This is a genomic window from Nostoc sp. ChiSLP03a (genome assembly GCF_034531215.2).
Taxonomy (GTDB): Bacteria; Cyanobacteriota; Cyanobacteriia; order Cyanobacteriales; family Nostocaceae; genus Nostoc.
This window is the reverse complement of record NZ_JAVRBQ020000112.1, coordinates 1-22,924: the sequence shown is the minus strand read 5'-3', so window position 1 is coordinate 22,924 and position 22,924 is coordinate 1. Positions and strand designations below refer to the sequence as shown.

General features: G+C 42.2%; 21 protein-coding genes and 1 pseudogene. 15 read left to right on the top strand and 7 right to left on the bottom strand.

What is annotated here, in order from left to right:
* Nucleotides 1-119: pseudogene (locus tag RMY32_RS18985) on the top strand (IS630 family transposase); the annotation flags it as partial.
* 45 nt (nt 120-164) lie between these two features.
* Nucleotides 165-350: a DUF6887 family protein gene (locus RMY32_RS18980; RefSeq protein ID WP_289796166.1), complete on the top strand. Its 186-nt coding sequence runs from the start codon at nt 165-167 to the stop codon at nt 348-350.
* Between the two features lie 208 nt (nt 351-558).
* On the opposite strand, the gene RMY32_RS18975 is transcribed toward RMY32_RS18980, so the two are convergent.
* Both RMY32_RS18975 and RMY32_RS18970 read right to left on the bottom strand, forming a co-directional pair.
* Nucleotides 559-1,260, bottom strand: a complete 702-nt coding sequence (locus RMY32_RS18975) for a hypothetical protein (protein WP_322714819.1) — start codon at nt 1,258-1,260, stop codon at nt 559-561.
* Nucleotides 1,235-2,506: a sulfite exporter TauE/SafE family protein gene (locus tag RMY32_RS18970; protein WP_322714818.1), complete on the bottom strand. Its 1,272-nt coding sequence runs from the start codon at nt 2,504-2,506 to the stop codon at nt 1,235-1,237. Before RMY32_RS18970 ends, RMY32_RS18975 begins: the two co-directional genes overlap by 26 nt.
* A gap of 364 nt (nt 2,507-2,870) precedes the next feature.
* Between RMY32_RS18970 and RMY32_RS18965 the strand changes: the two genes are divergently transcribed.
* The 5 genes from RMY32_RS18965 (at nt 2,871) to RMY32_RS18945 (ending at nt 8,570) form a co-directional block, all read left to right on the top strand.
* Entirely contained in the window at nt 2,871-4,262 is a 1,392-nt protein-coding gene (locus RMY32_RS18965) for an ABC transporter substrate-binding protein (protein ID WP_322714817.1), read from the top strand.
* A gap of 45 nt (nt 4,263-4,307) precedes the next feature.
* Nucleotides 4,308-5,219: a sugar ABC transporter permease gene (locus tag RMY32_RS18960; RefSeq protein WP_322714816.1), complete on the top strand. Its 912-nt coding sequence runs from the start codon at nt 4,308-4,310 to the stop codon at nt 5,217-5,219.
* Between the two features lie 3 nt (nt 5,220-5,222).
* Nucleotides 5,223-6,107: a carbohydrate ABC transporter permease gene (locus RMY32_RS18955; RefSeq protein ID WP_322714815.1), complete on the top strand. Its 885-nt coding sequence runs from the start codon at nt 5,223-5,225 to the stop codon at nt 6,105-6,107.
* Nucleotides 6,108-6,267: 160 nt separating this feature from the next.
* Nucleotides 6,268-7,359 carry an ABC transporter ATP-binding protein gene (locus tag RMY32_RS18950; protein ID WP_322714814.1) on the top strand — a complete coding sequence of 364 codons (1,092 nt, stop codon included), beginning with the start codon at nt 6,268-6,270 and terminating at the stop codon, nt 7,357-7,359.
* Nucleotides 7,360-7,520: 161 nt separating this feature from the next.
* Nucleotides 7,521-8,570, top strand: a complete 1,050-nt coding sequence (locus RMY32_RS18945; protein ID WP_322714813.1) for a M28 family peptidase — start codon at nt 7,521-7,523, stop codon at nt 8,568-8,570.
* A gap of 8 nt (nt 8,571-8,578) precedes the next feature.
* Here RMY32_RS18945 and RMY32_RS18940 read toward each other — a convergent pair whose 3' ends face one another.
* Nucleotides 8,579-9,031: a hypothetical protein gene (locus RMY32_RS18940; protein WP_322714812.1), complete on the bottom strand. Its 453-nt coding sequence runs from the start codon at nt 9,029-9,031 to the stop codon at nt 8,579-8,581.
* 585 nt (nt 9,032-9,616) lie between these two features.
* On the opposite strand from RMY32_RS18940, the gene RMY32_RS18935 reads away from it, so the two are divergent.
* The 4 genes from RMY32_RS18935 to RMY32_RS18920 all read left to right on the top strand — a co-directional run bounded on the left by RMY32_RS18935 (nt 9,617) and on the right by RMY32_RS18920 (nt 14,631).
* Nucleotides 9,617-11,263 carry an alpha/beta hydrolase gene (locus tag RMY32_RS18935; protein ID WP_322714811.1) on the top strand — a complete coding sequence of 549 codons (1,647 nt, stop codon included), beginning with the start codon at nt 9,617-9,619 and terminating at the stop codon, nt 11,261-11,263.
* 1,464 nt (nt 11,264-12,727) lie between these two features.
* Nucleotides 12,728-13,414, top strand: coding sequence for a DUF6875 domain-containing protein (locus RMY32_RS18930; RefSeq protein WP_322714810.1), 687 nt, complete (start codon nt 12,728-12,730; stop codon nt 13,412-13,414).
* 323 nt (nt 13,415-13,737) lie between these two features.
* Complete coding sequence (locus tag RMY32_RS18925) at nt 13,738-14,202, top strand: CYTH domain-containing protein (protein WP_322714809.1); 465 nt, start codon at nt 13,738-13,740, stop codon at nt 14,200-14,202.
* An 18-nt stretch (nt 14,203-14,220) separates the two neighbouring features.
* Nucleotides 14,221-14,631 carry a hypothetical protein gene (locus RMY32_RS18920; RefSeq protein WP_322714808.1) on the top strand — a complete coding sequence of 137 codons (411 nt, stop codon included), beginning with the start codon at nt 14,221-14,223 and terminating at the stop codon, nt 14,629-14,631.
* Nucleotides 14,632-14,685: 54 nt separating this feature from the next.
* Here the strand turns inward: RMY32_RS18920 and RMY32_RS18915 are convergent, their stop codons facing one another.
* Nucleotides 14,686-16,068: an aminopeptidase P family protein gene (locus RMY32_RS18915; RefSeq protein WP_322714807.1), complete on the bottom strand. Its 1,383-nt coding sequence runs from the start codon at nt 16,066-16,068 to the stop codon at nt 14,686-14,688.
* A 47-nt stretch (nt 16,069-16,115) separates the two neighbouring features.
* Nucleotides 16,116-16,382: a hypothetical protein gene (locus tag RMY32_RS18910; RefSeq protein WP_322714806.1), complete on the bottom strand. Its 267-nt coding sequence runs from the start codon at nt 16,380-16,382 to the stop codon at nt 16,116-16,118.
* Between the two features lie 249 nt (nt 16,383-16,631).
* Between RMY32_RS18910 and RMY32_RS18905 the strand changes: the two genes are divergently transcribed.
* Complete coding sequence (locus RMY32_RS18905; protein WP_322714820.1) at nt 16,632-17,438, top strand: PhzF family phenazine biosynthesis protein; 807 nt, start codon at nt 16,632-16,634, stop codon at nt 17,436-17,438.
* A 2-nt stretch (nt 17,439-17,440) separates the two neighbouring features.
* On the opposite strand, the gene RMY32_RS18900 is transcribed toward RMY32_RS18905, so the two are convergent.
* Entirely contained in the window at nt 17,441-17,905 is a 465-nt protein-coding gene (locus RMY32_RS18900; RefSeq protein ID WP_322714805.1) for a DUF29 domain-containing protein, read from the bottom strand.
* A 225-nt stretch (nt 17,906-18,130) separates the two neighbouring features.
* Between RMY32_RS18900 and RMY32_RS18895 the strand changes: the two genes are divergently transcribed.
* Nucleotides 18,131-18,580 carry a DUF4332 domain-containing protein gene (locus tag RMY32_RS18895; protein WP_322714804.1) on the top strand — a complete coding sequence of 150 codons (450 nt, stop codon included), beginning with the start codon at nt 18,131-18,133 and terminating at the stop codon, nt 18,578-18,580.
* Between the two features lie 117 nt (nt 18,581-18,697).
* On the opposite strand, the gene RMY32_RS18890 is transcribed toward RMY32_RS18895, so the two are convergent.
* Entirely contained in the window at nt 18,698-19,312 is a 615-nt protein-coding gene (locus RMY32_RS18890; RefSeq protein WP_322681570.1) for a TetR/AcrR family transcriptional regulator, read from the bottom strand.
* A gap of 150 nt (nt 19,313-19,462) precedes the next feature.
* On the opposite strand from RMY32_RS18890, the gene RMY32_RS18885 reads away from it, so the two are divergent.
* Together RMY32_RS18885 and RMY32_RS18880 are read left to right on the top strand one after the other, a co-directional pair.
* Nucleotides 19,463-21,106, top strand: a complete 1,644-nt coding sequence (locus tag RMY32_RS18885) for a pitrilysin family protein (protein ID WP_322714803.1) — start codon at nt 19,463-19,465, stop codon at nt 21,104-21,106.
* Nucleotides 21,107-21,141: 35 nt separating this feature from the next.
* Nucleotides 21,142-22,659: a pitrilysin family protein gene (locus RMY32_RS18880; protein WP_322714802.1), complete on the top strand. Its 1,518-nt coding sequence runs from the start codon at nt 21,142-21,144 to the stop codon at nt 22,657-22,659.
* Nucleotides 22,660-22,924 lie beyond the last annotated feature (265 nt).

Sequence of the window (22,924 nt, the reverse complement as noted above, 5' to 3'; positions counted from 1 at the left end):
CCGAGCTTAACAAAATTGAGCGATGTTGGTCATGGTTAAAAAGCCGAATTCGTAAGCAAATAATTCAATTTGGCTGTCTGAGAGATGCGATGGAAGCTGTGCTTCACACAGCGGCTTAACCGCCTTGGCGGTTGCTATATATCCAAATGGTGAGCTTGATTTCCATGACTAAACCTGATTATCAAGCCATGTCAGATAATGAATTAAGAGATTGGGTTAGATATCATCCACAGGACACCGAAGCATTCCATATTTTAATGGACAGGTTAGACCAACGACCAAAAGTCATCACTCGCACTGATGAGGAATTTGAAATCGAGTTACAACGGCGTATTAGCCAAGCTAGTTGACAATAAATTAAAAAAGTTCGACGGCTCATGTAGTAACCGCCTAACTCTGGTAAATATTGAAACCTCTAAGAGGTTTTACTACGCAAAACCATCCCTCTCCGACTCAGAGAGGGACAGACTTGAACTTTAGTTCAAGGCAGGGGGAGGTTTATCGAACTAACGTCTTATTTAGGAAATGCTATAACGACAAGATTTTATGTGAGAACACTCACTCGCTACCCCCTCTCATGCTTCGCAGTACGACAACTAAGATGCCGATAAATCCGAGAATTGGCAGTGCGATCGCCCAAGTTGGTAATTGTTGAGATTGACCCTCTACTAAATCGCCATTGACATTTCGCAGGTTTCGTGTATTTTGCGTAGAGCCGCCTCCTGCCACAGTCACTTCAAATTTGAACTCAAAGGGTTTGAATCTTGCCCCAGAGACAGGTTTTCCATTTAGTTGCAACTCATAAAGACCTGGTTTGGGAAAGACAACTTCTGCACCTGGAATGCCTTGATAGCGTTCGGCTGCCACAGGTTTTAACTGTGGTTCTAATAACGGCGGCTCTCCGGTTGCATAAGGTTCGGCATAAACAGCCAACTGACAATTACACTGTGACAGAGGAATCACCTTTCCACCTCTGCGGGTAAGTGCAAACCAGGCTTGGCTTGGTTCTCCAGCACGGGGATTATCGTTTGGTTCAATATGGAGAGTGCCGCCAACATCTGAGGCTACTTCCACCTTATGAGCAAAAGCAGGGTAAAGATTAGTTATTGATATAACTAAGCAACTCAAGAATAATAAATACTTTATCGTTCCTTGATTTTTCCAGAAAATGCCTTTGAGGGGGTAACGCTTCTGTTTTTGACTCGTTGAAACGGAGCCAGAAAATAAAGATGATTTACCGCGATTTGGTTGGGGGAACATAAAACTTTTCTACGGCTAACTTTGACCAAAAAAAGCGCGAACGCACTAGCAAGACACTGAGAGTAATCATTACCATCAGTACTGCCGCCAATTTATTTCCCCAAGTTGATTGCAAGGAACCCAGGTAATGGGAACCAATCAACACAGTATGAATGGCATTCAAGAGCAAGGCTGGCACGCTCAATAGATGAATCTGTCGCCAACGCTTACCCAAAGATTTCTGCAACGATTCCCAACTTGTAAAAGCGGCGGGGGACATTAATACCAATGCTACAGCACCCGCAGCCATCCCCCACTGAAATTCTGGCGGCAGAAACGAAAAGGCGGCAAAATTCCATTGCAATGAGTGTTCTATCATGTGGAAGGTGTGAACCACAGAAAGCACAAAAGCTCCCACACCTAAGCCGCGACGGTAACGCAGTGGTGAAGCCCACAAGCCACTAATCGGACGCGCAATTAAGGCCAAAATTAAGCAGATTAAGGCGGCGTGTCCGGTGTAATCTACCATTGTGTCACCAGTCCGCAGCAAGGTGATAACGCCAATGGTGAGTGTTACCCAACCGCCTAATCGAAACAACTGACTGCGCCTGTCTTTACTTACCAAAGATGTGGAAACGCCTACACCTAGCATTGTGGGCAAGGTTCCCAAGCCAAAAGCCAGCATAGTAGCTGTACTCATCCATAAATTGCCAGTTTCAGCAGCTTTAATTTGGGCAGCATACAAAAAACCACAGGGCATTAAACCCCAAGTCATCCCCAAAAGCATTGGCGTCCACCATTTGGTTTTTAAGGAAAGCTTAACCATTCCGCTGCTGAGGCGATCGTGTAAACTACCTTGCAATAGGGGATGTAATACGGGAATACGCGGTAGTAAACCGGGTTTTAGTTGTCCTAAGCCAAACCAAATCAACATCACACCAGTCAGAATTGCCATCCAGCGCCGGAAGTCGCTGCCAACACCCGCTAGCTGTCCACCTTGCAGCAATACCGAACCTAGCGCCCCAATGCCAGCACCAACTAGAGCATAGCTCAACATCCGCCCCAGGTTTAGCAGGATATGAAATTTTAATTGCTGTTGCCAAGTATCGGGCTTTTCTAAGGTTAATGTCCGTCCCAAAGAGACTGTTTGTGGACTTTTCGGCTGATGAGACAGAGAAAATGCCACTGTTAGCGGGCCACACATCCCAAAGCAGTGTCCAAAACTTCCCAGGAACCCCAGGATTGCGATCAGCAACAAATCTACCATAAAAAAAGTTCCGAGTTCTGAGTTATGAGTCCTGAGTATCCGAATAAAGATTTTGAAGAAGTAATAAGAAATTTTTTCTTTTCTTCTTACTCAGTACTCAAAACTCCTCTAGTGCGGAACTGTAAGTGAAGTTGCGATCGCTGTCAAAAGACAAAGCGTCAAACTTGATGTTTTCTCTATTGAAGAAGAATTCAGAAGTCAGAATTCAGGAGCAAAGCCAAAGATGCTCCTAACTCCTGAATTCTGTTCAATAAATTAATTTTACTTATAATAAACCGTAAAAAAATAATACGAAATAATCTTTTTGGAAATGTTTTATGTTTTTATTTCCTAAGAATTACTACTAGCGATCGCTACATTGATAATGTTGTACCGAAAGCCAATAAACAATTTGCAAAAATTCATCCAAAAACAAAGTTATCTGCATATAGGGGTTTTTCTGGCAACTCTCTTGAGCATTATATTGTTCAGTTGGGTAGCACTTTCGCAGCAACCAGTTACCCTGAATCTGTTAATGACTGCCCCTGATGCCCAACCTTGGAGGCAGGGTTTGATTAGAGACTTCGAGGCTGAGAACCCAGGTATTCGCATTAACCTAGTTGAAGGGCCGAATGCCACAAATTTGCTCGAAGACCTGTATACCTCATCTTTTATCTTAGGTGAATCTCCGTATGACCTGATCAATATGGATGTGATCTGGACATCCAAGTTTGCTGCTGCTGGATGGTTGCTACCTTTAGGCGATCGCATTTCTAAAAAAGAGTTGGCAGCATTTTCACCCCAGGATGTAGAAGGGGGGCGTTATCAAAACCAGCTATACCGCATTCCAGTGCGTTCCGACGTGGGAATGCTCTACTACCGGGAAGATTTAATCAAACAAGCGGGATTGAAACCACCAGAAACTTTTGATGATTTGATCCGAATTTCCCAAGTTTTGCAGAAGAAAAAGCAGGTGAATTGGGGCTATGTTTGGCAGGGTCGCCAATATGAAGGACTTGTGGCAATGTTTGCAGAAATCCTTGATGGTTTTGGTGGCTTCTGGGTTAAACCCGACACCCTTGAAGTTGGACTAGATCGACCAGAAACATTAAAAGCCATTGAGTTTCTACGTAGTACCATCAGCGAAGGCGTTTCTCCGCCTGGAGTCACAACCTATCAAGAAGAAGACACCCGCCGTTTGTTTCAAAGTGGTCAAGTAGCGTTTTTACGCAGTTGGCCCTATGCATGGCCTCTAGCCCAAGCAGAAAATTCGCCAATCCGGGGCAAAATTGCGATTAAACCGATGGTTCATGCTCCTGGGAAGACGGGAGCGGCTTGTCTTGGGGGCTGGGGTTTAGGGATTGCGAAATCTTCTCAACATCCTGAAGAAGCTTGGAAAGCAATTCAGTATTTTACCAGTCGGGAAGCACAGCGCCGATTCATTTTCAGTGCAGGTTATGTGCCCAGTCGCCGGGAACTGTTTACAGACCCAGGGATTGTTTCTAAATACCCCCACTATCCGCAGTTATTAGAGGTCGTAGACAATGCAGTTTTACGTCCACCGATCGCCCAATATGCTCAAACATCAGATATTTTACAGCGTTATCTCAGCGCCGCCTTATCCGGTCGAATGAATCCTGAACGAGCAATGCAAGCTGCTGCTGCGGAAACACGCCGACTGCTGGCGGCAGGGGGCAGGAGGGCAGGGGACAGGGGAGCAGAGGGCAGAGGGCAGAGGGCAGAGGAGCAGGGGAGCAGGGGGAGAAGAATTACATAGCCAGTTCCCAATGACAAATGACAAATGACAAATGACAAATGACAAATGACAAATTTACATACACTAAGAAATCGAGAACAACAGACAGCGTGGATCTTACTAACACCAGCATTGCTGCTGTTGTTGTTTGTATTTGCCTACCCGATTTTGCGAGCATTTTGGTTAAGCGTATTTACTAGAAATTTGGGAACAGAGTTACAACCCGTATTCTCTGGTTTGGAAAATTATCTGCGGATGGCGGGGGATGGTCGTTTCTGGCAGAGTTTGTGGGCGACAACCGTGTTCACAACAGCATCAGTAATCTCAGAACTACTGCTAGGACTGGGGATTGCCTTAGTTCTCAATCAGGCGTTCGTTGGTCGGGGCATAGTGCGTACAACTGCCATTATTCCTTGGGCTTTGCCTACTGCTTTGATTGGTCTGGCGTGGGCTTGGATTTTTAACGACCAGTTTGGGGTTGTGAATGATATTTTGCTACGCTTGGGGCTGATTAAGACTGGGATTAATTGGTTAGGAGAGCCAACGTTGGCGACGATCGCAGTGGTTTTTGCTGATGTTTGGAAAACTACGCCGTTTATTAGTATCCTGTTGCTGGCTGGGTTGCAGTCGATATCAAAAGACCTCTATGAAGCTTACTCGGTTGATGGGGCAACTGCTTGGCAAAGTTTCCGCAATATTACCCTGCCATTACTGCTGCCGCAGATATTAATTGCAGTGCTATTTCGGTTTGCTCAAGCTTTCGGAATTTTTGACTTGATTGCTGTGATGACTGGGGGTGGCCCTGGTGGCGCTACAGAAGTGGTGTCATTGTACATTTACTCCACGGTGATGCGCTACTTAGATTTTGGTTATGGAGCAGCCCTGGTAGTAGTGACATTTTTAATATTAATTGTGGCGGTAGCGATCGCTAGTTTCTTACTTAACAAATACCGTGCCAAAACATCAGGAGCCATTTAACCTATGAGTGTAACTCCCCAAGCAGTTCCAACGACTTCAAAACGAACAGGGGGAACCAAGTTTTCTCTGAAAAAAATCTTGCTGTTCATCATAGTTGTATTAATAGTGCTATTTAGCCTAGCACCAGCTTTATGGCAATTGCTGACCTCGTTTAAAGTGAATGACGATATTGCCGCCGTTCCTACTGTCTATTTCCCCACACGATTCACTTTCAATCACTACATTGAGTTATTTACTCGTCGGCCATTTTGGCGCTACATCTTCAACAGCGCTTTTGTGTCGATTACTTCTACTGCTGTAGCTTTAGCGATCGGCGCACCTGCGGCTTATGCTCTGGCACGGTTACGCCCTTGGGGTGAAAAAGTTATCCTCGCCAGCATTTTAATTGTTACCTTATTTCCTGGAATTCTCTTGTTCTTAGGACTATTAGAAATTATCCAAGCGCTGAAATTGGGCAATAATTATCTGGCGCTAATTATACCCTATACTGCGATCAATTTGCCGCTAACAATTTTAGTACTTAAAAGCTTTTTTGAACAATTACCAAAAGACTTGGAAGATTCTGCTAGGGTCGATGGTTACAACACCTTTCAACTACTGTGGCAAATCGTGCTACCCATGACCCTTCCCGCCTTAGTGACTACTGGAATCCTCACTTTTATTTTTGCTTGGAACGAGTTTATTTTCGCTCTGACGTTTATGACTCGTGAAGAGTTGAAGACAATTCCCGTTGCTGCGGCTCAGTTGGGTGGTGCGACAATATATGAAATTCCCTATGGCCCGATCGCTGCTGCTACTGTCATCGGGACATTACCCCTGATTTTACTAGTTTTGTTTTTCCAGCGCCGGATTGTCCAAGGTCTTACTGCTGGTGCTGTCAAAGGATAGGGGGACAAGGAGGGCAAGGCAGACAAGGGAGACAAGGAGAATAACTAATGACTAATACTTCGGCTACGCGGTAGTTGAGGGCAGTCGAAACTCAGGACAAGCTCAGTACAAATGACCAATGACAAATGACAAATGACAAATGAGCAATGACAAATGAAAAATGGCTAAACTCGAACTTAAAAACTTGAATAAAACCTACAGTCCTAAAGTCGTCCCTGTTAAAGACGTTAGCTTAACTGTAGATAACCATGAGTTTCTCACTTTACTTGGTCCTTCTGGCTGTGGTAAATCCACCGTTCTACGCATGATTGCGGGTCTTGAAGAACCGACTCGCGGTCAGATCGAAATCGGGGATGTAGATGTCACCTATAAACGAGCAGCCGATCGCAATATTGCAATGGTATTTCAAAGTTATGCACTCTATCCCCACATGACGGTGTACGAAAACCTCGCTTCTGGACTGAAGCTGAAAAAAGTACCACCGACAGAAATTAAACAGCGAGTGGCAGAAGTGGCAGACGTTTTAGGATTAGCAGAGTTAATGAACCGTAAGCCTGGTCAAATGTCTGGAGGTCAACGGCAACGGGTTGCTGTCGGTCGTGCTTTGGTGCGTAATGCTGATGTCTACCTGTTGGATGAACCTTTAAGTAACCTGGATGCACTATTGCGGGAAAGAGTCCGAGCCGATATCAAGCAAATTTTTGCTGCTCAAAAAGTGCCAGTTGTTTACGTCACCCACGACCAAACAGAAGCGATGACGCTCTCCACGAAAGTTGCCTTGCTAAATGATGGCTATGTCCAGCAACTCGATCCGCCTGACCGCATCTATAACCATCCAGCTAATCTATTTGTGGCTGGATTTGTTGGTAGTCCGCAAATGAATTTGCTAACTCTACCTTGTAAAGGAAAATACGCGCTCCTGGGTAACTTCCAAATACTTCTCCCAGATATACCAACTGTACCACCGCAGATTGTTCTGGGAATCCGCCCAGAAAATGTCCGCATTGCTCAACCGGGTGATACCCAGACTATTCAAGGACGAGTGTTTTTAGTGGAAAATTTGGGTATGCACTATTTGGTTAGTGTCAGGGTTGAGGGTTCACAAACTGGAGCGATTACGGTACGTGCTTTGTTGCCAACAGACCAAAATTGGAGTAACGAGGATATTACACTCGCATTGCCCCCTGAAGATATTCACTGGTTTGATGTGCAATCTGGCCATGCTGTTGTTAAGAGACAAATGTTAGGTTAACGCAAGCAAGAGAGGCGATGAATCGCCGTCTCTACAATAATCAGATTTATCGCGTCTTTGCGATCTCAAATTTTCATCAAAAAACCTTAACCAAAGCAATTCTGGAAAGTGATGCTTGGGGATTTGCGCTACCCTAAGTCTGGAAGCCAAGGATAAATCAGATGAGAAAATGGATTTGGCTGATGCTGTTGGTGCTAATGACGGTTGCCGTGTTGGGTAGCAGAGGTAGCACGTTTTTTGAACAGCGTCCCTCACCGACAATTGTTGAGCGGATTCCAGTAAAAACATCCGAACTACAGCCATCAAGGGAAGTTGATATTACCCCCCAAGTGTCTACTGACAAGCTGCTAAACCATATCCAAAAGTTGAATTTTCAGCGCTACACCACAAAAGAGCGATCGCTTACTCGCACTTATATTACAACTGAACTGAAAAAAGCTGGCTGGAAACCTCAATTAGAAAAGTTCTCTGACGGTGTGAATATTTTTGCCGAACGCCCAGGAACTAACAAAGCCGCGAAAGCAATTCTTGTAGCAGCACATTACGATACTGTTGCCTCTTCCCCTGGTGCTGATGATAATGCCAGTGGTGTAGCTGTAGTGCTGGAAGTAGCTCGGTTACTCGGTTCTCGTCCGACGCCACGAACCTTACAGCTAGCTTTTTTTGACCAAGAGGAAGCAGGACTTTTGGGTAGTCAAGCTTTTGTGAGTAAGACAGCACGCTTGCAAAATTTAGGCGGAGCGATCGTTATGGATATGGTAGGTTACGCTTGTTACACTTCTGGATGTCAGAAATACCCTGCCGGATTGCCTGTTACGCCACCTAGCGACAAGGGCGACTTTTTAGTAGTAGTGGGTGATACAGAACATTTACCTTTCTTAAATGCCTTTCAAAACTCACAAAATATCTCCTCAACTGCCCTGAATAAACAAAAATCAATGCCAGCAGTTCTAACACTACCAATTCCTTTTAAAGGTTTACTGACACCAGACACCTTACGCAGCGATCATGCACCGTTTTGGTACCAAGGCGTGGGTGCTGTGCTGGTGACAGATACCGCAAATTTACGCACTCCGCACTATCATAAACCTAGCGATGTGCCAGCGACTATCGAGCGATCGTTCTTCAGCGGAGCAGCACAAATTGTAGTTAATGCGACTAGTGCCTTATTAGAGAAAAATCAGATTTTGGAAACTCAAGCACCAAGCTAACTGATGAATTATGAATTATCTTGGCTAGCTTTTGGTTTAGGGAAAGTCAACGTCCAATTATTTTTATCATTGACCTGAGAATATAAACCTTGCAGAATAAGCCGCAGAGTTTTTCGAGTTCTAATAGCTTTCTTGACCAGATAAGTTCCTGGTTCAGCAAAGATATCATCAAAGTTTTGTTTATAACCAAATTGTTTTGAACAGTAACTACCAGCACCTTGGACTGTTAACACAAAAAATGGAGCTTGTTTGTATTCATCAGGAATCATAAAGATTCCATATACATGATGACGACCACGCCACGGCTGAACAATAACCTTAGTAGCATGTACTTGGAATTTTGTAGTTTTTGATGCGATAAAAGCCTCGAAATTGCAATCAGAATCATTCACAGGCCACCACAGTGTAATAATACTCAAAGAGAGCAGAAAAATTAAAATATAGGGTAGTCTGCGACGCATAAAGCCAAGAAAAATTGTTGATGCGGCTGGGGGAATTTGATGAGTAACGATTCACCTGCAAAACGTTTTAAACAGCAAAGACAAAACATTAAGCAGTCGGTTAAATGTTTCTGTCAAAAAAAATTGCAGATTGTAGATGCGTAGTTTACCGCCGTAGGCATCGCTTTCCCTGTTCTAGTACCTTCGTTACAGTCTTAAACCTAGCTGAGAAACAATCAAGCTTTTGTGGCTGTTAACACTGATTTATGCTCAAATTTTTGGCTGTGATGAATTCTACAATTCGTTATACCAATTTAAAAAAAGAATGCGACAGATACATACGGACATATCTTTGTTCTGTCTGGCTTTCTTAATTTTGAATTTTGAATTTTGAATTTTGAATTGGTATTACCTTTGTTATCCTTGTAATATGGCTCTGTTTGTATCAGCAGATGCTTTGAGGAGATTAGAGCATAGGCATAGCCCATCGTAGACATCGCCATCAAGTTAAGAAAAAATTTACTTTTATTTCTAATCAATTATTGGGGTAGTCAAATACACAAATATCCGTTATATTCCCGTAAGTAACAATTGGTATAAAAGTTTATGGGAAATTGGAGAAGTCTTAAGACAGTTGCGGGTTTATTTAGCGCCATCGCACTTACACAGTTCGGGGTAAATACTTCAGCCATTGCTGCTGACACGGTTGTTGTGCGTTTGGGTTTATTTACAGAATCCATCTCTGTTACTGAGTTGCAAAAGGCTGTAAAAACAGGAAAATTGCCTGGGAGTTTACAGTCTTTATCTGAAGAACAACGCCGCTTCTTCTTGGGGGCGCTGGCTATGAATATACCTATGAATGTTGTCACACTTGATAAGTTAATTAATACCCAGATTGGTACAACTATTCTCAATGACTTCGCTACAGCCTTAGCCCGAAAGGACAAAGCTGGGGTACAAGCACTTAGAGCAGGCTTGGTATTAGGTTCTACTGCACCGCAAGGCCTTTCTATACTAAGTTTTATTGCTGCTTATCCCAGTAAACGCTTAGAAATTGATTTACCAAAGGCTTGGGTTGTTACAAAAAACTTAAATACAGCTTTTTGGCGTACCCAGCAATTTATGTTAGCGATCGCTCCCCAACTCAACCCGATAACAGCACAGCCGGGAACACCGCAGATTGCTTTCCCTTTCGATCCTAGCCAACCAGGAAGCGCCCAAGTAAAAATACTCAATTTAAGTTTGAACGATCGAAAGCGCGATCGCCAAATCCCAGTTGATATTTACTGGTCAACTGCTGCAACTCCCGAAAAACCCGTAATTGTCTTTTCTCACGGCTTCGGATCGGTTCGCACGGACTTGCGTTACCTAGCAGAACATTTAGCATCCTACGGTTATGTAGTAGCAGCTTTAGAACATCCTGGTAGTAATGCGGCAAATACTGATATAGCATTACAAGGCAAAACCAGAGTTATGAAGCCTCAAGAGTTTTTAAATCGCCCTCAAGATATTAGTTTTGTTCTCGATGAATTAGAAAAACTCAACCAAACAACTAATCATCCGCTACAAGGGAAACTTGCAACTACAAACGCGATGGTTGTTGGCTATTCTCTTGGTGGTGGTACAGCTTTAGCACTTGCTGGAGCCGAGTTGCAACTAGAACATCTCAAACAGCGCTGTAAAAAGAACCTAACTATCTTAAGTTTGGGAGAAAATATACAGTGCATCGCTCAAGAATTACCAGAAAATAGTTATCAACTACGAGATACTAGAATCAAACAAGCGATCGCTTTCAATCCGACAACTTCTCTAATTTTTGGCGAAACTGGGTTAACTAAGATACAAATTCCTACCATCGTGTTAGCAGGTTCCGCCGATAAAACTACACCAGCTTTAACTGAACAGATTGTGGGATTTGACAAGATCCCATCCCCAAAATTCCTAGTTGGTATTATTGGGAGTACTCATCTCAGTGTAAAAGACCCCAGCACCACATTAGATCAGATCGGACAACCAAATACACCGATTAGTGGCGGTGAAGTTGTCGGCGAACAAGCAGCAGATGTTCGCAAGTACGTTAAAGCTATAGCCTTGGCCTTTGCTTTCCAGATGACTCCAGAAGCTAAAAACTATGCTATTTTTCTGACACCAGACTATGCTCAGTTTGCTTCAACTGCTGCATTTCCATTTCGTCTAATTACCCAGATTCCTCCTGATGCTATGGCAGTGGTGAAAGAATTTGTTGATAAATAAGGGACTTCCAATTAAACAAATATAGGACTTATACCATTTTAGATTTTGGATTTTAGATTTTGGATTGGAAATTGCCTTGGTGCGTCTGGCTTGGTGTGAATCCATCTGTCGGAATCATCTTTCAAAATGGTCTTACGCAACTGGCATATTATTTTCAGTTCGTAGTGTTCGCGCACTTGTACTGAGCAAAGCCGAAGTAGCGTTTCTTTTCGAGAAGAGAGAACTTTAGTCCTCTCTGCGAGACGCTCCGCGAACAAAATAAGGGCTAGAGCCGCTTACTACAAACTACAAATCCAATTTTTTTGTGACACTTGTGCAAGTCCCATAATACCCAGAACAGTAAATATGCAACAAAATCGGGGTTGTAATCAGCACCGGAAATATAGGACTAGTATTTGATTTCTGAAAAGATACGTAGGGTGTGTTAGCGATAGCGTAATGCACCATCATCAAGGTTTTGGTGCATTACGAACTGCGTTCTAACACACCCTACAATACCTAATTTTTTCAAAAATCAAATATGATTCCTATATATATTTCACTTAATGCATATTATGGTTAATTGGTATAGTACCGTAAGTCCTAAAATATTTAATTTTGTGAGTAGCTTACTTAAGAATAGGGGTATGGGGAACGGTAGAAGTCGCGGCTTATTCTAATTATCCCTACTATTTTTATTTTGAGAGCAAATAAAGCCTAAAATACCGATATTCGCTACAAATACCTGACGTTGAGATCGACCCATCGAGAATATAGTATTTTCATCTAAGTGGATTAACTGGATTAACTACCTCACTCTATCAAGCATCCTCCCCAATCTATTTGAGAGAGTGTACTTTATTAATTTGTAATTCGCTGTAAGTATTATAAAACTTATAAAATTGACTTATACCAATTCTGTGTAAACTTTTTACTTACTATAAGTATACTGCCTTGATAATAGCCCTAAAGTTGCTGTTAAAACTACACTAAATTTTTACAGTAAAAATAACTATTTACACATAAAATTTATAATGTATTCGTAAAAATAACAGAAGTTTAACAGTGTAAACAACTAGGAGTAGATGGCGAATGATGGTACATACGTATCCTATAGAAATCGTAAATTCTTTTTGAAAAAATCTGTCAATTAATTGTAGAGTGTTTTGCCAATATGTAGTACATCTTACAAGTGTTTCAAGATTCAAATATTAGTTCTGAAGCTAAATATTACAAACTAATTTCAAAACAAATGAAAACAAGTTATTTGATGTGAAATATGTTTGTGTATGTTTTAAAGTAACTTACTTGAAGTTCACAGAACTAAATGAGAGAGCATTGTTATCTTCTGCAAGCTAACGATTAACCAAAAATCAACAACAAAGAGCTTGTTTTATTTACTTAAATAATTAGTTTTACAATACACCTGTATGTAAACTAATTTGGGATTCAGAATTAAACAATTATTCCATTTAACTCAAGCTTATGCAACTCTATACAACTCGTGAAATTGAACAACTCCAGCAACACGAAGACCTTTCTACCTTAATTGAAATTATGGAGTGGGTGAAAAACTTTTTAGGAAGGCCTCATCCTGGCTTAGGTAGACCCGGCGCAGTTTGCCCTTTTGTACCTTTCTCTCTCAAAGCAAACAGTATTCGTTTAGCAGTTATTCACACAAAAGATTTGTATCCAGAAGAATTAGAAGAGATTGTTGGACGCTATCGAGATATATTTCTGCAAATAGATCCTCAAGAGCAGGAATTAGCAATTAATAAAGCTTTTTTACTTATTTTTCCTGACATTCATCTAGAAGACGCTACTAAAGTAGTAGATAGTGTCCAACAAAAACTTAAACCTTTGTTTGTTGAGTCAGGATTAATGATAGGAGAATTTCATAAACGTAATGAAAGTCCTGGTCTACACAACCCAAACTTTCGTCCACTTCGTAGCCCTATCCCCTTGTTGGCTATTCGGTTCATGGTTGAAGCTGACCTCCCTTTTCTTCAGAATCCTGCCGATCCACACTTACGTATTCGATATTTAGAAGCTTATTTAAAGAATTTTGAGCATAAATTCACAGATGAAATAAAGTTTAAAAATGCTCGTCAAGCATTGGCTTTAGCAAAAGAACAAATTAAACAAGAAAGTTTGGTGAGTTCTTTTATATAACAAATGTTTAAATTCCAGATTAGCGATTGAGCGTAGATATGGAGGATTAAAAATCTTTAAAATTCACTGCACCTTGAAATAAGTGGGATAAAAATCACGAATTTACTGCTATTTGCAATTGCTTAGTGCAGATAGCATCAAATCGTCATCAGGATGTAAATTATCGGACTACAGTAAAAGCGATCGCTAATTATCAATTAGTCAATATGAATACTTCAACAACGTAATTCGGATTTGTAATAATTGCGCACATATTTTTGTGAAGAAAATTAAGATTAATCTATTATTTATGATATAAAAAAGCAAATAATTTGGTAAATCAAATGGCAAAAGAAATAGAGCGTAAATATTTAGTGAGAGGAGATAGCTGGAGAGGATTAGCTGAAGGTAGTGTATATCGTCAAGGATATATTGCTACACAAGATAAAGCAACTGTACGCATACGTATAATAGGAGAAAAAAGTTATTTGACCATTAAAGGCCCCAATACTAAATATTCAAGATTAGAGTTTGAGTATCCTATTCCTGTTCAAGATGCTCAAGAAATACTTGAGACATTATGTCAACGTCCCTTTATAGAAAAAACCAGATATAAAATAAAGTCGGGTGGTTTGATTTGGGAAATAGATGAGTTTGATGGTGTTAATAAAGGACTGATATTAGCAGAAGTTGAACTCACTGATGAAAATCAGCAAATTGAATTACCAAACTGGATTGGACAAGAAGTTTATGATGACTCTAGATATTTCAACAGCAATTTAGTAAAATACCCTTTTTCACAATGGTAATAGAATGAAATTAAAACTATGCAAATAGCCAAACGCAATGATTGGAAAACAGAACCTATGCTTTCTGTATGCAAAAATATAACACTAAAAAAAGTTTACTCACAGGAAGAATTCGACCGAATTGCTGCTGGAGTCATTCCAGAGCAGATGGAAGATAAGTGGTTCATTTTTTATGAGGCTCCTTGGCTATACTTGCATCGCAGTTGGACTGGTTTTTGTATTTTCAAAGTGCGTTTTGAGGTGGTTGCAGAAACCGTAAAGATTGCAAAAGTGCAAGTAAATCGAGAGCTGGCGCAGTACTCTAACACTGATGATGAGCGCGATGCCTCTATGTTAGCGATCTTGCTGGATTCACGATCTGAACGTGATGTGCCAAATCAAATGCTTAACTGGATTAAAGGTCAATCCAGTAATTTAGAAAAACCGTAGTAGTACGCAGCATCACACTGCAAGTATTTACAAAGGATGCTTGTGAGTATGAACTCACCCATTAACTAGATTTTCTATAGAATCAGCATCATTTGGTAATGCAGCTGTTAAAACTTCGCTACCTTCTGTAGTAACTAAAACATCATCTTCAATGCGAATTCCTCGGACATCGGCGAATTCAGATAAACGCTGCCAATTCACCACATTCTGATATTTTGAACGGACATTAGCATCATTTAAAATTGCTGGTACTTGATAAAAACCAGGCTCAATTGTGACTAACATTCCTGGACGCAGGGGACGATTTAAACGGAGATAGCTTAAGCCAAAGCGATCGCTCCTTTGGCGTCCTTCTTCATACCCGGCTAAATCGCCCAAATCTTCCATATCATGCACATCTAAACCCAGTAGATGGCCGATACCATGAGGAAAAAACAGCGCGTGGGCATCCATTTCTACTAAATCTTGGGGATTTCCTTGTAAAATGCCTAACTCTACTAAACCTTCAGCGATCGCTGTAGCCGCTAGCAAGTGAATATCCCCATACTCTACACCAGGCTGGATTTTGGCAATACAAGCATCGTGGGCTGCCAGCACGACATTATAAATATCTCTTTGGGTAGATGAAAACTTACCTGAAACTGGCCATGTGCGAGTCACATCACCTGCCCAACCAGTCTCAGTTTCAGCGCCAACATCGGCAAGTAGTAAGTCACCTGGTTGCAAACTATGGTGATACTGCTCGTTATGCAAAACTTCACCGCGAACAGTGACAATACTGTTGTAAGAGGTGGTCATATTGTGGGCAATAATCACCCCTTCCATCGCTGCCCGAACTTCAGCTTCTAGTTTGGCTTGGGGTGTTGCTGCCATCCCTGCTTTGTGAGCTTTGACAGTGACAGCCGCAGCTTTTCGCAACTCGGTTAATGCACCCTCATCGTGGGTGAGGCGGAGAGAAACGATCGCCTTCGCTAACTCCAAGTCAATGCCTTGGGGAGGACTTTGTGGTAAAACCCATCTATTTAATAGCTGCGATTGCTGCGTCCAAGTAGCCGCATCTTGGACGGCAAGTGTCGCGGCATCTTCTAGCCAAGACTCTAATTCTGCCATTGGCCGAGCCACATCCGCCCCAATCTTCTCAGCTATTTCTTCGCGTGTTGGCATTTCTCCATGCCAAAGGGTGCTACTGGGTGACGGATCGTCGATGAATAGTTCTAGTTTGCCCGCTTCTAGACGAATTGCCGCCTTTGGTAATGGCAGTCCGGCGAAATAAAGGAAATGACTGTTAGCACGAAACGGAAAGGAATTTGCCGGAAAGTTGCGCGGATTATTGCTACCTGACCACAGAATTGCCGGAAAATCAATCAACTTGGCTAATTGTTGCCGTCGGTGGCGTAAAGTATCGCCGAAGGAAGTAGAAGTTTGTGGGATAAGCATAAATGTAAACTCAAAGAAAAGGATAAAGGTGATAGTTTTGCCTTTATTTAGTCGTTATCGTCTTTATCGTCATCTTTTTTATCATTTTTGCGATCGCCATCTTTTTGATTGTTTTTGCGATCGTCATCTTTGTGGTCGTCATCTTTGTCGTTCTGGTTAGGTTGTAACTCTGGTTTTTGTTGCTCAATTGGTGCAAGTGGCCGCGGGGCTTCAACAACACAACTAACTAATCCTCCAGAAATTAGCGCTAAGTTGACAGCAGCAAAGATGCTTCTGAAGATTTTTATCCTCACGTTTTCGGTTTGCTTTAACATTGACTCTAGTTTTTGGAGATTGTATTCCTAATTTATAAGGTACTGTATATAGCGGTTCTCATTTGGATTAACACAACATAGTAGCGTGGCAAGGCTAAAATAATGCATTAGCAAACTCTTGTGGGATGAACTTCTAGCCCGTCCTGGTGGGCAAGATGCCCTCCCCACAAGAAAATTTATCTATGGGGATCATTAATTTTAAATTTTGAATTTTGAATTTTGAATTCGGAGCGAAGCGACGTGACTTTAATGAAACAAATCATTACTCAAGTTGATGCTTTTACCAATACACCTTTGGCAGGTAATCCGGCTGCTGTCTGTGTTTTGCCTGCTCCCCAAGATGAACGCTGGATGCAAAAGGTGGCTCAAGAGATGAATTTATCTGAGACAGCTTTTCTAGTCAGACAGGATGATGGCTTTAATCTGCGTTGGTTTACGCCCACAGTAGAAGTTCCGCTTTGTGGTCACGCAACTTTAGCTAGTGCCCATGTACTTTGGTTAGAGGGACATTTGTTATTTGATGAAGTTGCACGTTTTTATACCAAAAGTGGAGTGCTGATTGCGAAGTTACGAGGTGATTGGATTGAGTTAGATTTTCCAGTAAATTACTCACAAGCAACAGTCGCTCCTCCAGAACTCAAGCAAGCTTTGGGTGTAGCCTACAAATCTGTCTTGCAGAATTCACTAGGTTATCTTGTGGAATTAGAATCTGAAGAATTGGTGCGGCAAATACAGCCTAATTTTCAACTACTTAAAACGTTGCCGATTCCTAATGTCATTGTTACCAGCCTCACTGACACTGATTCTCAATATGATTTTGTCTCTCGCTTCTTTGCACCAGGATTAGGTATTAATGAAGACCCAGTGACAGGAGCGGCTCATTGCTGTCTTGCTTGGTTCTGGCGCGATCGCTTGCACAAAAATGAGTTTTTGGCTTATCAAGCATCTAGTCGCGGTGGGGTGGTGAAGGTGTATTATGACGGAGGCGATCGCGTTTTTCTCGCTGGACAAGCGGTAACTGTGCTGCGAGGGGAGTTATTTATCGCATCAACCTAATATTACAAATCGATAATATCTGGCAAAAACTCACTATCAAGAATTTGGACAATGGAATAAGGACATTTCACTGGAAACGTATTGATTGGTAGTTCAGTTTCATTACTAGCAGCTTTCAATCCCCGATAATAGCACTGGGCTAAAACTTCTTCTGGATAAGATTTGAGGCTGGGACTCTCTTGCAGTAAATCTGCAATTTTGTGGCGCTGCTCATCAATCGTATTTCGCCAAGAGCCACTCCGCAAACTAGATTGATATTGCCACTTGAGCAAATGCTGTAATAATACTTCCAAGCGGCTTTTCAATTCTCGTCGTTCTGACCGTTCCAAGCTTTCAATTTCCTCAATCACAGCATTCCAGTCTACTTCTCTAAATTGTCCAGCACGAATGAGTTGTACAGTTTTTTCTGTCCATGCTGCAAAGTCTGTTTCATACAACTGGGCTGCACTTTTCGGAATCTGGGTCATGAGCTTTTTGCAATCTACCGTATACTAGCTAAATTGGAGATACTGTACGCCCATTTTAACGTCAACAAAACGATCGCATCTTTTTTGTTTGTTAGGGCAAACAATCGCATTGCAGAAGGTTGGCTTAAAATTGCACATCAATACAAACACTAAACCGCAAGAGCGTTCTTTTGCGAAGAAGCAACTGTCACAATATTTAAACAAGCCTATATTTTAATTTCAAAAATGTCTGCTAAACACAAAGATAGTAGAACTAGTATCCAATCTTGTGATTGGCCAATTGAGCAATTACCTGGACTGAGCCATGAGGAACAATCTCAACTCCAAAATTGTGGGATTACTAGCACAGTAGCTTTAGTCAAACAAGGGAAAACTCTAGAGTCAAGACTAGCGTTAGCAAATAAACTACAGATTCATCTTCAGTATGTAAATAAATGGATGGCTTTAGCTGACTTGGCGCGTATTCCCAGTGTCGGGACACAATATTGTGGTTTATTGCTTCATGCGGGTATTGGTTCTGTAATGCAGTTAGCTCAAACTCCCACTCACAGATTGCACCAACAAATCATGCGTTTGCAGGTAGCAACAATGCAGCGCCGAGATTTGTGTCCAGCACTTGAGCTAGTACAACAGTGGAGTCAGCAAGCGAAAATAGTGCTGAGTGCTGAGTGCTGAGTGCTGAGTGGGGGAGATGAGGAGGCAGGGGAAGCAGGGGAGGCAGGGGAAGATGAGGGGGACAAGGCAAATAACCAATGCCCAATGCCCAATGCCCAATGCCCAATGCCCAATTCCCTACTCTTTAGCTAAAACACCATTAAGAAAAATATCAGCGAGTCCTTCGGCCATTTCCTGCATTTGTTGGGGAGAGGCATCAGGTTCCATGAGGGTGTTGTTAGAAAAACCTGCGATCGCAAACATTCCTAAGAAAACTTTCGCAACTAGCTTCGCGTCCCCTTGACGATAAATGCCTTTATCCATCGCTGTTTGAAAGAATGCTTCGCCGACATCAGTCATTTTGGTAATGACTTCTAATTGAATGCGATCGCGCAAATCGGGGTGAAACTGCACCTCCATAAAACAGACGCGCATCAAATCGGCATTTTTTTGGAAATTCCACATCCGACGGCGCATCACCTGAGCGACGGCTTTATAGCTGCCCATTTCACTTAATTCTGTGAGCAAATCTGTCAGAATCTCTACCCAGCCATTCGTGGCTACTTCCACTAAAATTGCTTTTTTATTTGGAAAATGGCGAAATAAAGTACCTTCAGCTATACCTGCCGCTTGTGCTAAGTCGCGGGTGGTAGTGCCGTCAAATCCCTGAGAGGCAAACAACCGTTGCGCTGCGTGTAAAATCCGGGTGCGCGTCTGAGCCTCTGAGGGCGGGGAAGAATTAAAAACTCGCATAACAGTTATGGTTAGATATCCGTAACAAGACTTGTAGCATTATTATCTAAGTCAAGTGCAAAGAGTCACTGAAAGCTTAATACAAGATTAACGCTCTTTTGCTAAGTATCCTGTTATTTAGGTAATGTAACTTTATCTTACTTCTCGCTTATGAACCAGAGCAGTCGGTCAATTTTAGATTTTAGATTGGGGATTTTGGATTGGTCAGATCGAGTATCTGTCATATTGCGGCGATTGTTTATCATTTTCTTGACTTTAATTATCTTCTCCTGGGGATTGCTGCCAGAAGTCGCTCTAGCTCAAGCTCAGACAGCACCTCCTCCTCAAGAAACTAAAACTCCAACCCCGCCAGTTGAAAGTTCAATCCAACCTTATCTCGATCGAGTTATTAAGCAGTTAACGGAGTTTCGCCTCGACAATGGTTTAAAATTTCTTGTCTTGGAACGACATCAAGCGCCCGTGGTTTCTTTTGTCACTTATGCGAATGTGGGTGGTGTGGATGAGCCAGATGGTAAAACTGGTGTAGCTCACTTTTTGGAACATTTGGCGTTTAAAGGCACAACGCGCATTGGTACACAAGACTACAAAAAAGAAAAACCACTACTAGATACCTTAGAGCAGTTGAATGCTCAAATTAAAACAGCGAAAGCCAATGGCAGAAAAGCTGAGGTTATTCGGTTACAAACTGAGTTTGAGCAAGTGGAAGCGCAAGCAGGTAAGCTTGTCAAGCAAAATGAATTAGGGCAAATTGTCGAACAAGCGGGAGGTGTGGGTTTAAATGCCAATACTTCAACCGAAGCGACTCGTTATTTTTACAGCTTTCCTGCCAATAAGCTAGAACTTTGGATGTCGTTGGAGTCAGAACGATTTCTCGATCCGGTAATTCGTCGTGAGTTTTATAAAGAGAAAGATGTAATTTTAGAAGAACGACGGATGCGGATAGAGAATTCACCGATTGGATTGATGGTGGAAAAGTTTATCGATACTGCTTACAAAACCCATCCCTACAGGCGTCCGGTGATTGGTTATGACGAAGATATCCGCAATCTGACACCAGAAGATGTCCAAAAGTTTTTTGATACTCACTACGTACCAAGTAATTTGACCATTGCTATTGTCGGAGATGTCAATCCCACTCAGGTTAAAAAACTGGCGCAAACTTATTTTGGCCGTTTTCAAGCCAAAACCAAAGCTGTTGAACAAATCCCGGTAGAACCGCCACAACAACAAACACGGGAAGTTATGGTACAACTACCTTCTCAACCTTTGTATTTAGAAGGTTATCATCGTCCGGCAATTACCGATCCAGATAATGCCGTCTATGAAATCATTGGCAGTTTATTAAGTGATGGGCGCACATCGCGGCTATATAAGTCTTTGGTAGAAAAGCAACGTTTGGCGCTAAATGCTCAAGGTTACAGTGGATTTCCTGGAGATAAATACCCAAACTTGATATTTTTCTATGCTCTCACGGCTCCTGGTCATACAGTTGATGAGTTGGCGGTGGCTTTACGTCAAGAAATTGACAAATTAAAAACTGAGCCTGTGGCGGCGGTTGATTTGCAACGAGTGAAAACCCAAGCACGGGCAGGTTTGTTACGTACTCTCGACTCCAATATGGGCATGGCTCAACAATTGTTGGAATATGAAGTGAAAACTGGCTCTTGGCGGAATTTGTTTAAGCAGTTGGATGACATTTCAGCAGTGACAACAGCTGATATTCAACGGGTGGCAAAGGAAACTTTTACGCCGAAAAATCGCACGATTGGGAAGTTGTTGTCGAAAGCAGCATGAACAACAAATCGCAAAGGGCGCACAGGAAAATAGATATGCACAAGTACAAGGTGAAAGCTAAAAGGCAGATAGCGTTGAAAATTCAAAATAGGAAAGGGTTGATTTATGCTTTGGTTGCTGTTTTTGCGTGCTTACTTTTAACTTGTAATTTTTCTCTGGCGGCGACGGCTGAGGCGAAACATTACACAGAATTGCAGCTACCGCCGCTACCTGAGATTAAGTTACCCAAGTATGAGCGGTTTGTGCTGCAAAATGGCTTGGTTGTTTATTTGATGGAAGATCGCGAGTTACCGTTGGTGAATGGTACGGCGTTTGTGCGCACAGGAAATCGCTTGGAACCAATGGAGAAAGTCGGGTTGGCTGGTTTTACAGGCGCGGTAATGCGAACTGGAGGAACTAAAAACCATTCGCCTGATGAACTCAACGAGATATTAGAACAACGGGCGGCATCTGTGGAAGTTGGTATTGGTGAAACTTCTGGTAGTGCTAGCTTTGACGCCCTCAGTGAAGATTTAGAAACAGTGTTTGGGCTGTTTGCTGAGGTACTGCAATCGCCTGTATTTGCTCAAGAAAAGCTAGACTTGGCGAAAACTCAAGCTAAAGGTGGCATTGCTCGTCGTAATGACAATCCAGATGGGATTGCTAATCGGGAATTTAAAAAATTAATCTACGGGAAAGATAGCCCTTATGCTCGCACCATAGAGTATGCGACGGTGGATAAAGTTGAGCGTGAGGATTTGCTCAAGTTTTATCAGCAATATTTCCATCCCAATAATATAATTTTGGGGATTGTGGGCGATTTTGATGCTAAGAAAATGCGATCGCTCATTCAAGCTAAGTTTGGCGATTGGCAGCGTAACCCAGGTATTGCTAAACCCACATTACCAAAGGTTTCATCAGCTAATACAGGTGGAATCTTTTTTGTCAATCAGCCCCAACTGACGCAAAGTAGTGTGCTTATCGGGCATTTGGGCGGACGTTTTGATAGTCCCGATTATGCAGCGCTGGATGTATTGAATGGAGTGTTAAATGGATTTGGTGGACGCTTATTTAATGAATTGCGATCGCGTCAAGGTTTAGCTTACTCTGTCTACGGCCAGTGGAGTCCCCGCTACGATTATCCTGGCATATTTATCGCTGGTGGAGAAACGCGATCGGATGCTACCGTCCAGTTTGTCAAAGCCTTACAAGCCCAAATCAAGCGCACTCAGACTCAAAGAGTGACAGCAAAAGAATTGGCTTATGCCAAAGAGTCTACACTCAACTCCTTTGTATTCAACTTTCAAGACCCCAGCCAAACCTTATCACGCTTAATGCGATACGAATATTACGGCTATCCTGCTGATTTTCTCTTTCGCTATCAAAAAGCCGTCGCCGCCACCACAGCAGCCGATGTCCAGCGGGTAGCACGAGAATATCTTAAACCAGAAAAGATTGTAACTCTAGTAGTGGGGAATCAAACCGCCATCCAACCGCCATTGACACAGTTAGCTAAACAAGTGACACCAATAGATGTAACGATTCCTGGTTCGCAGCCACAGACAAAGAATTAATAGACTTCTTGCAAAAATATGTTTTTTTTGCACTCTTAGGGAAAAGGGTAAAGGTTAAAGGGAAAGGATTTTGAGTTTCTTTACCCTTTTCCCGTTCCCCCTTACCCCGACAAATGCCAAAAAGTCTAATAACCCAAGTTGCTAGTTATGCTTGCAGGTGTTCAGGTGGCATTGCATAAGCAATAAAATCCCCTCCAGAGGAAAAATTAGGAGGGGTAATGTTAAACGAAATAATTACAATTTATGCTATCACTGATGACCTATT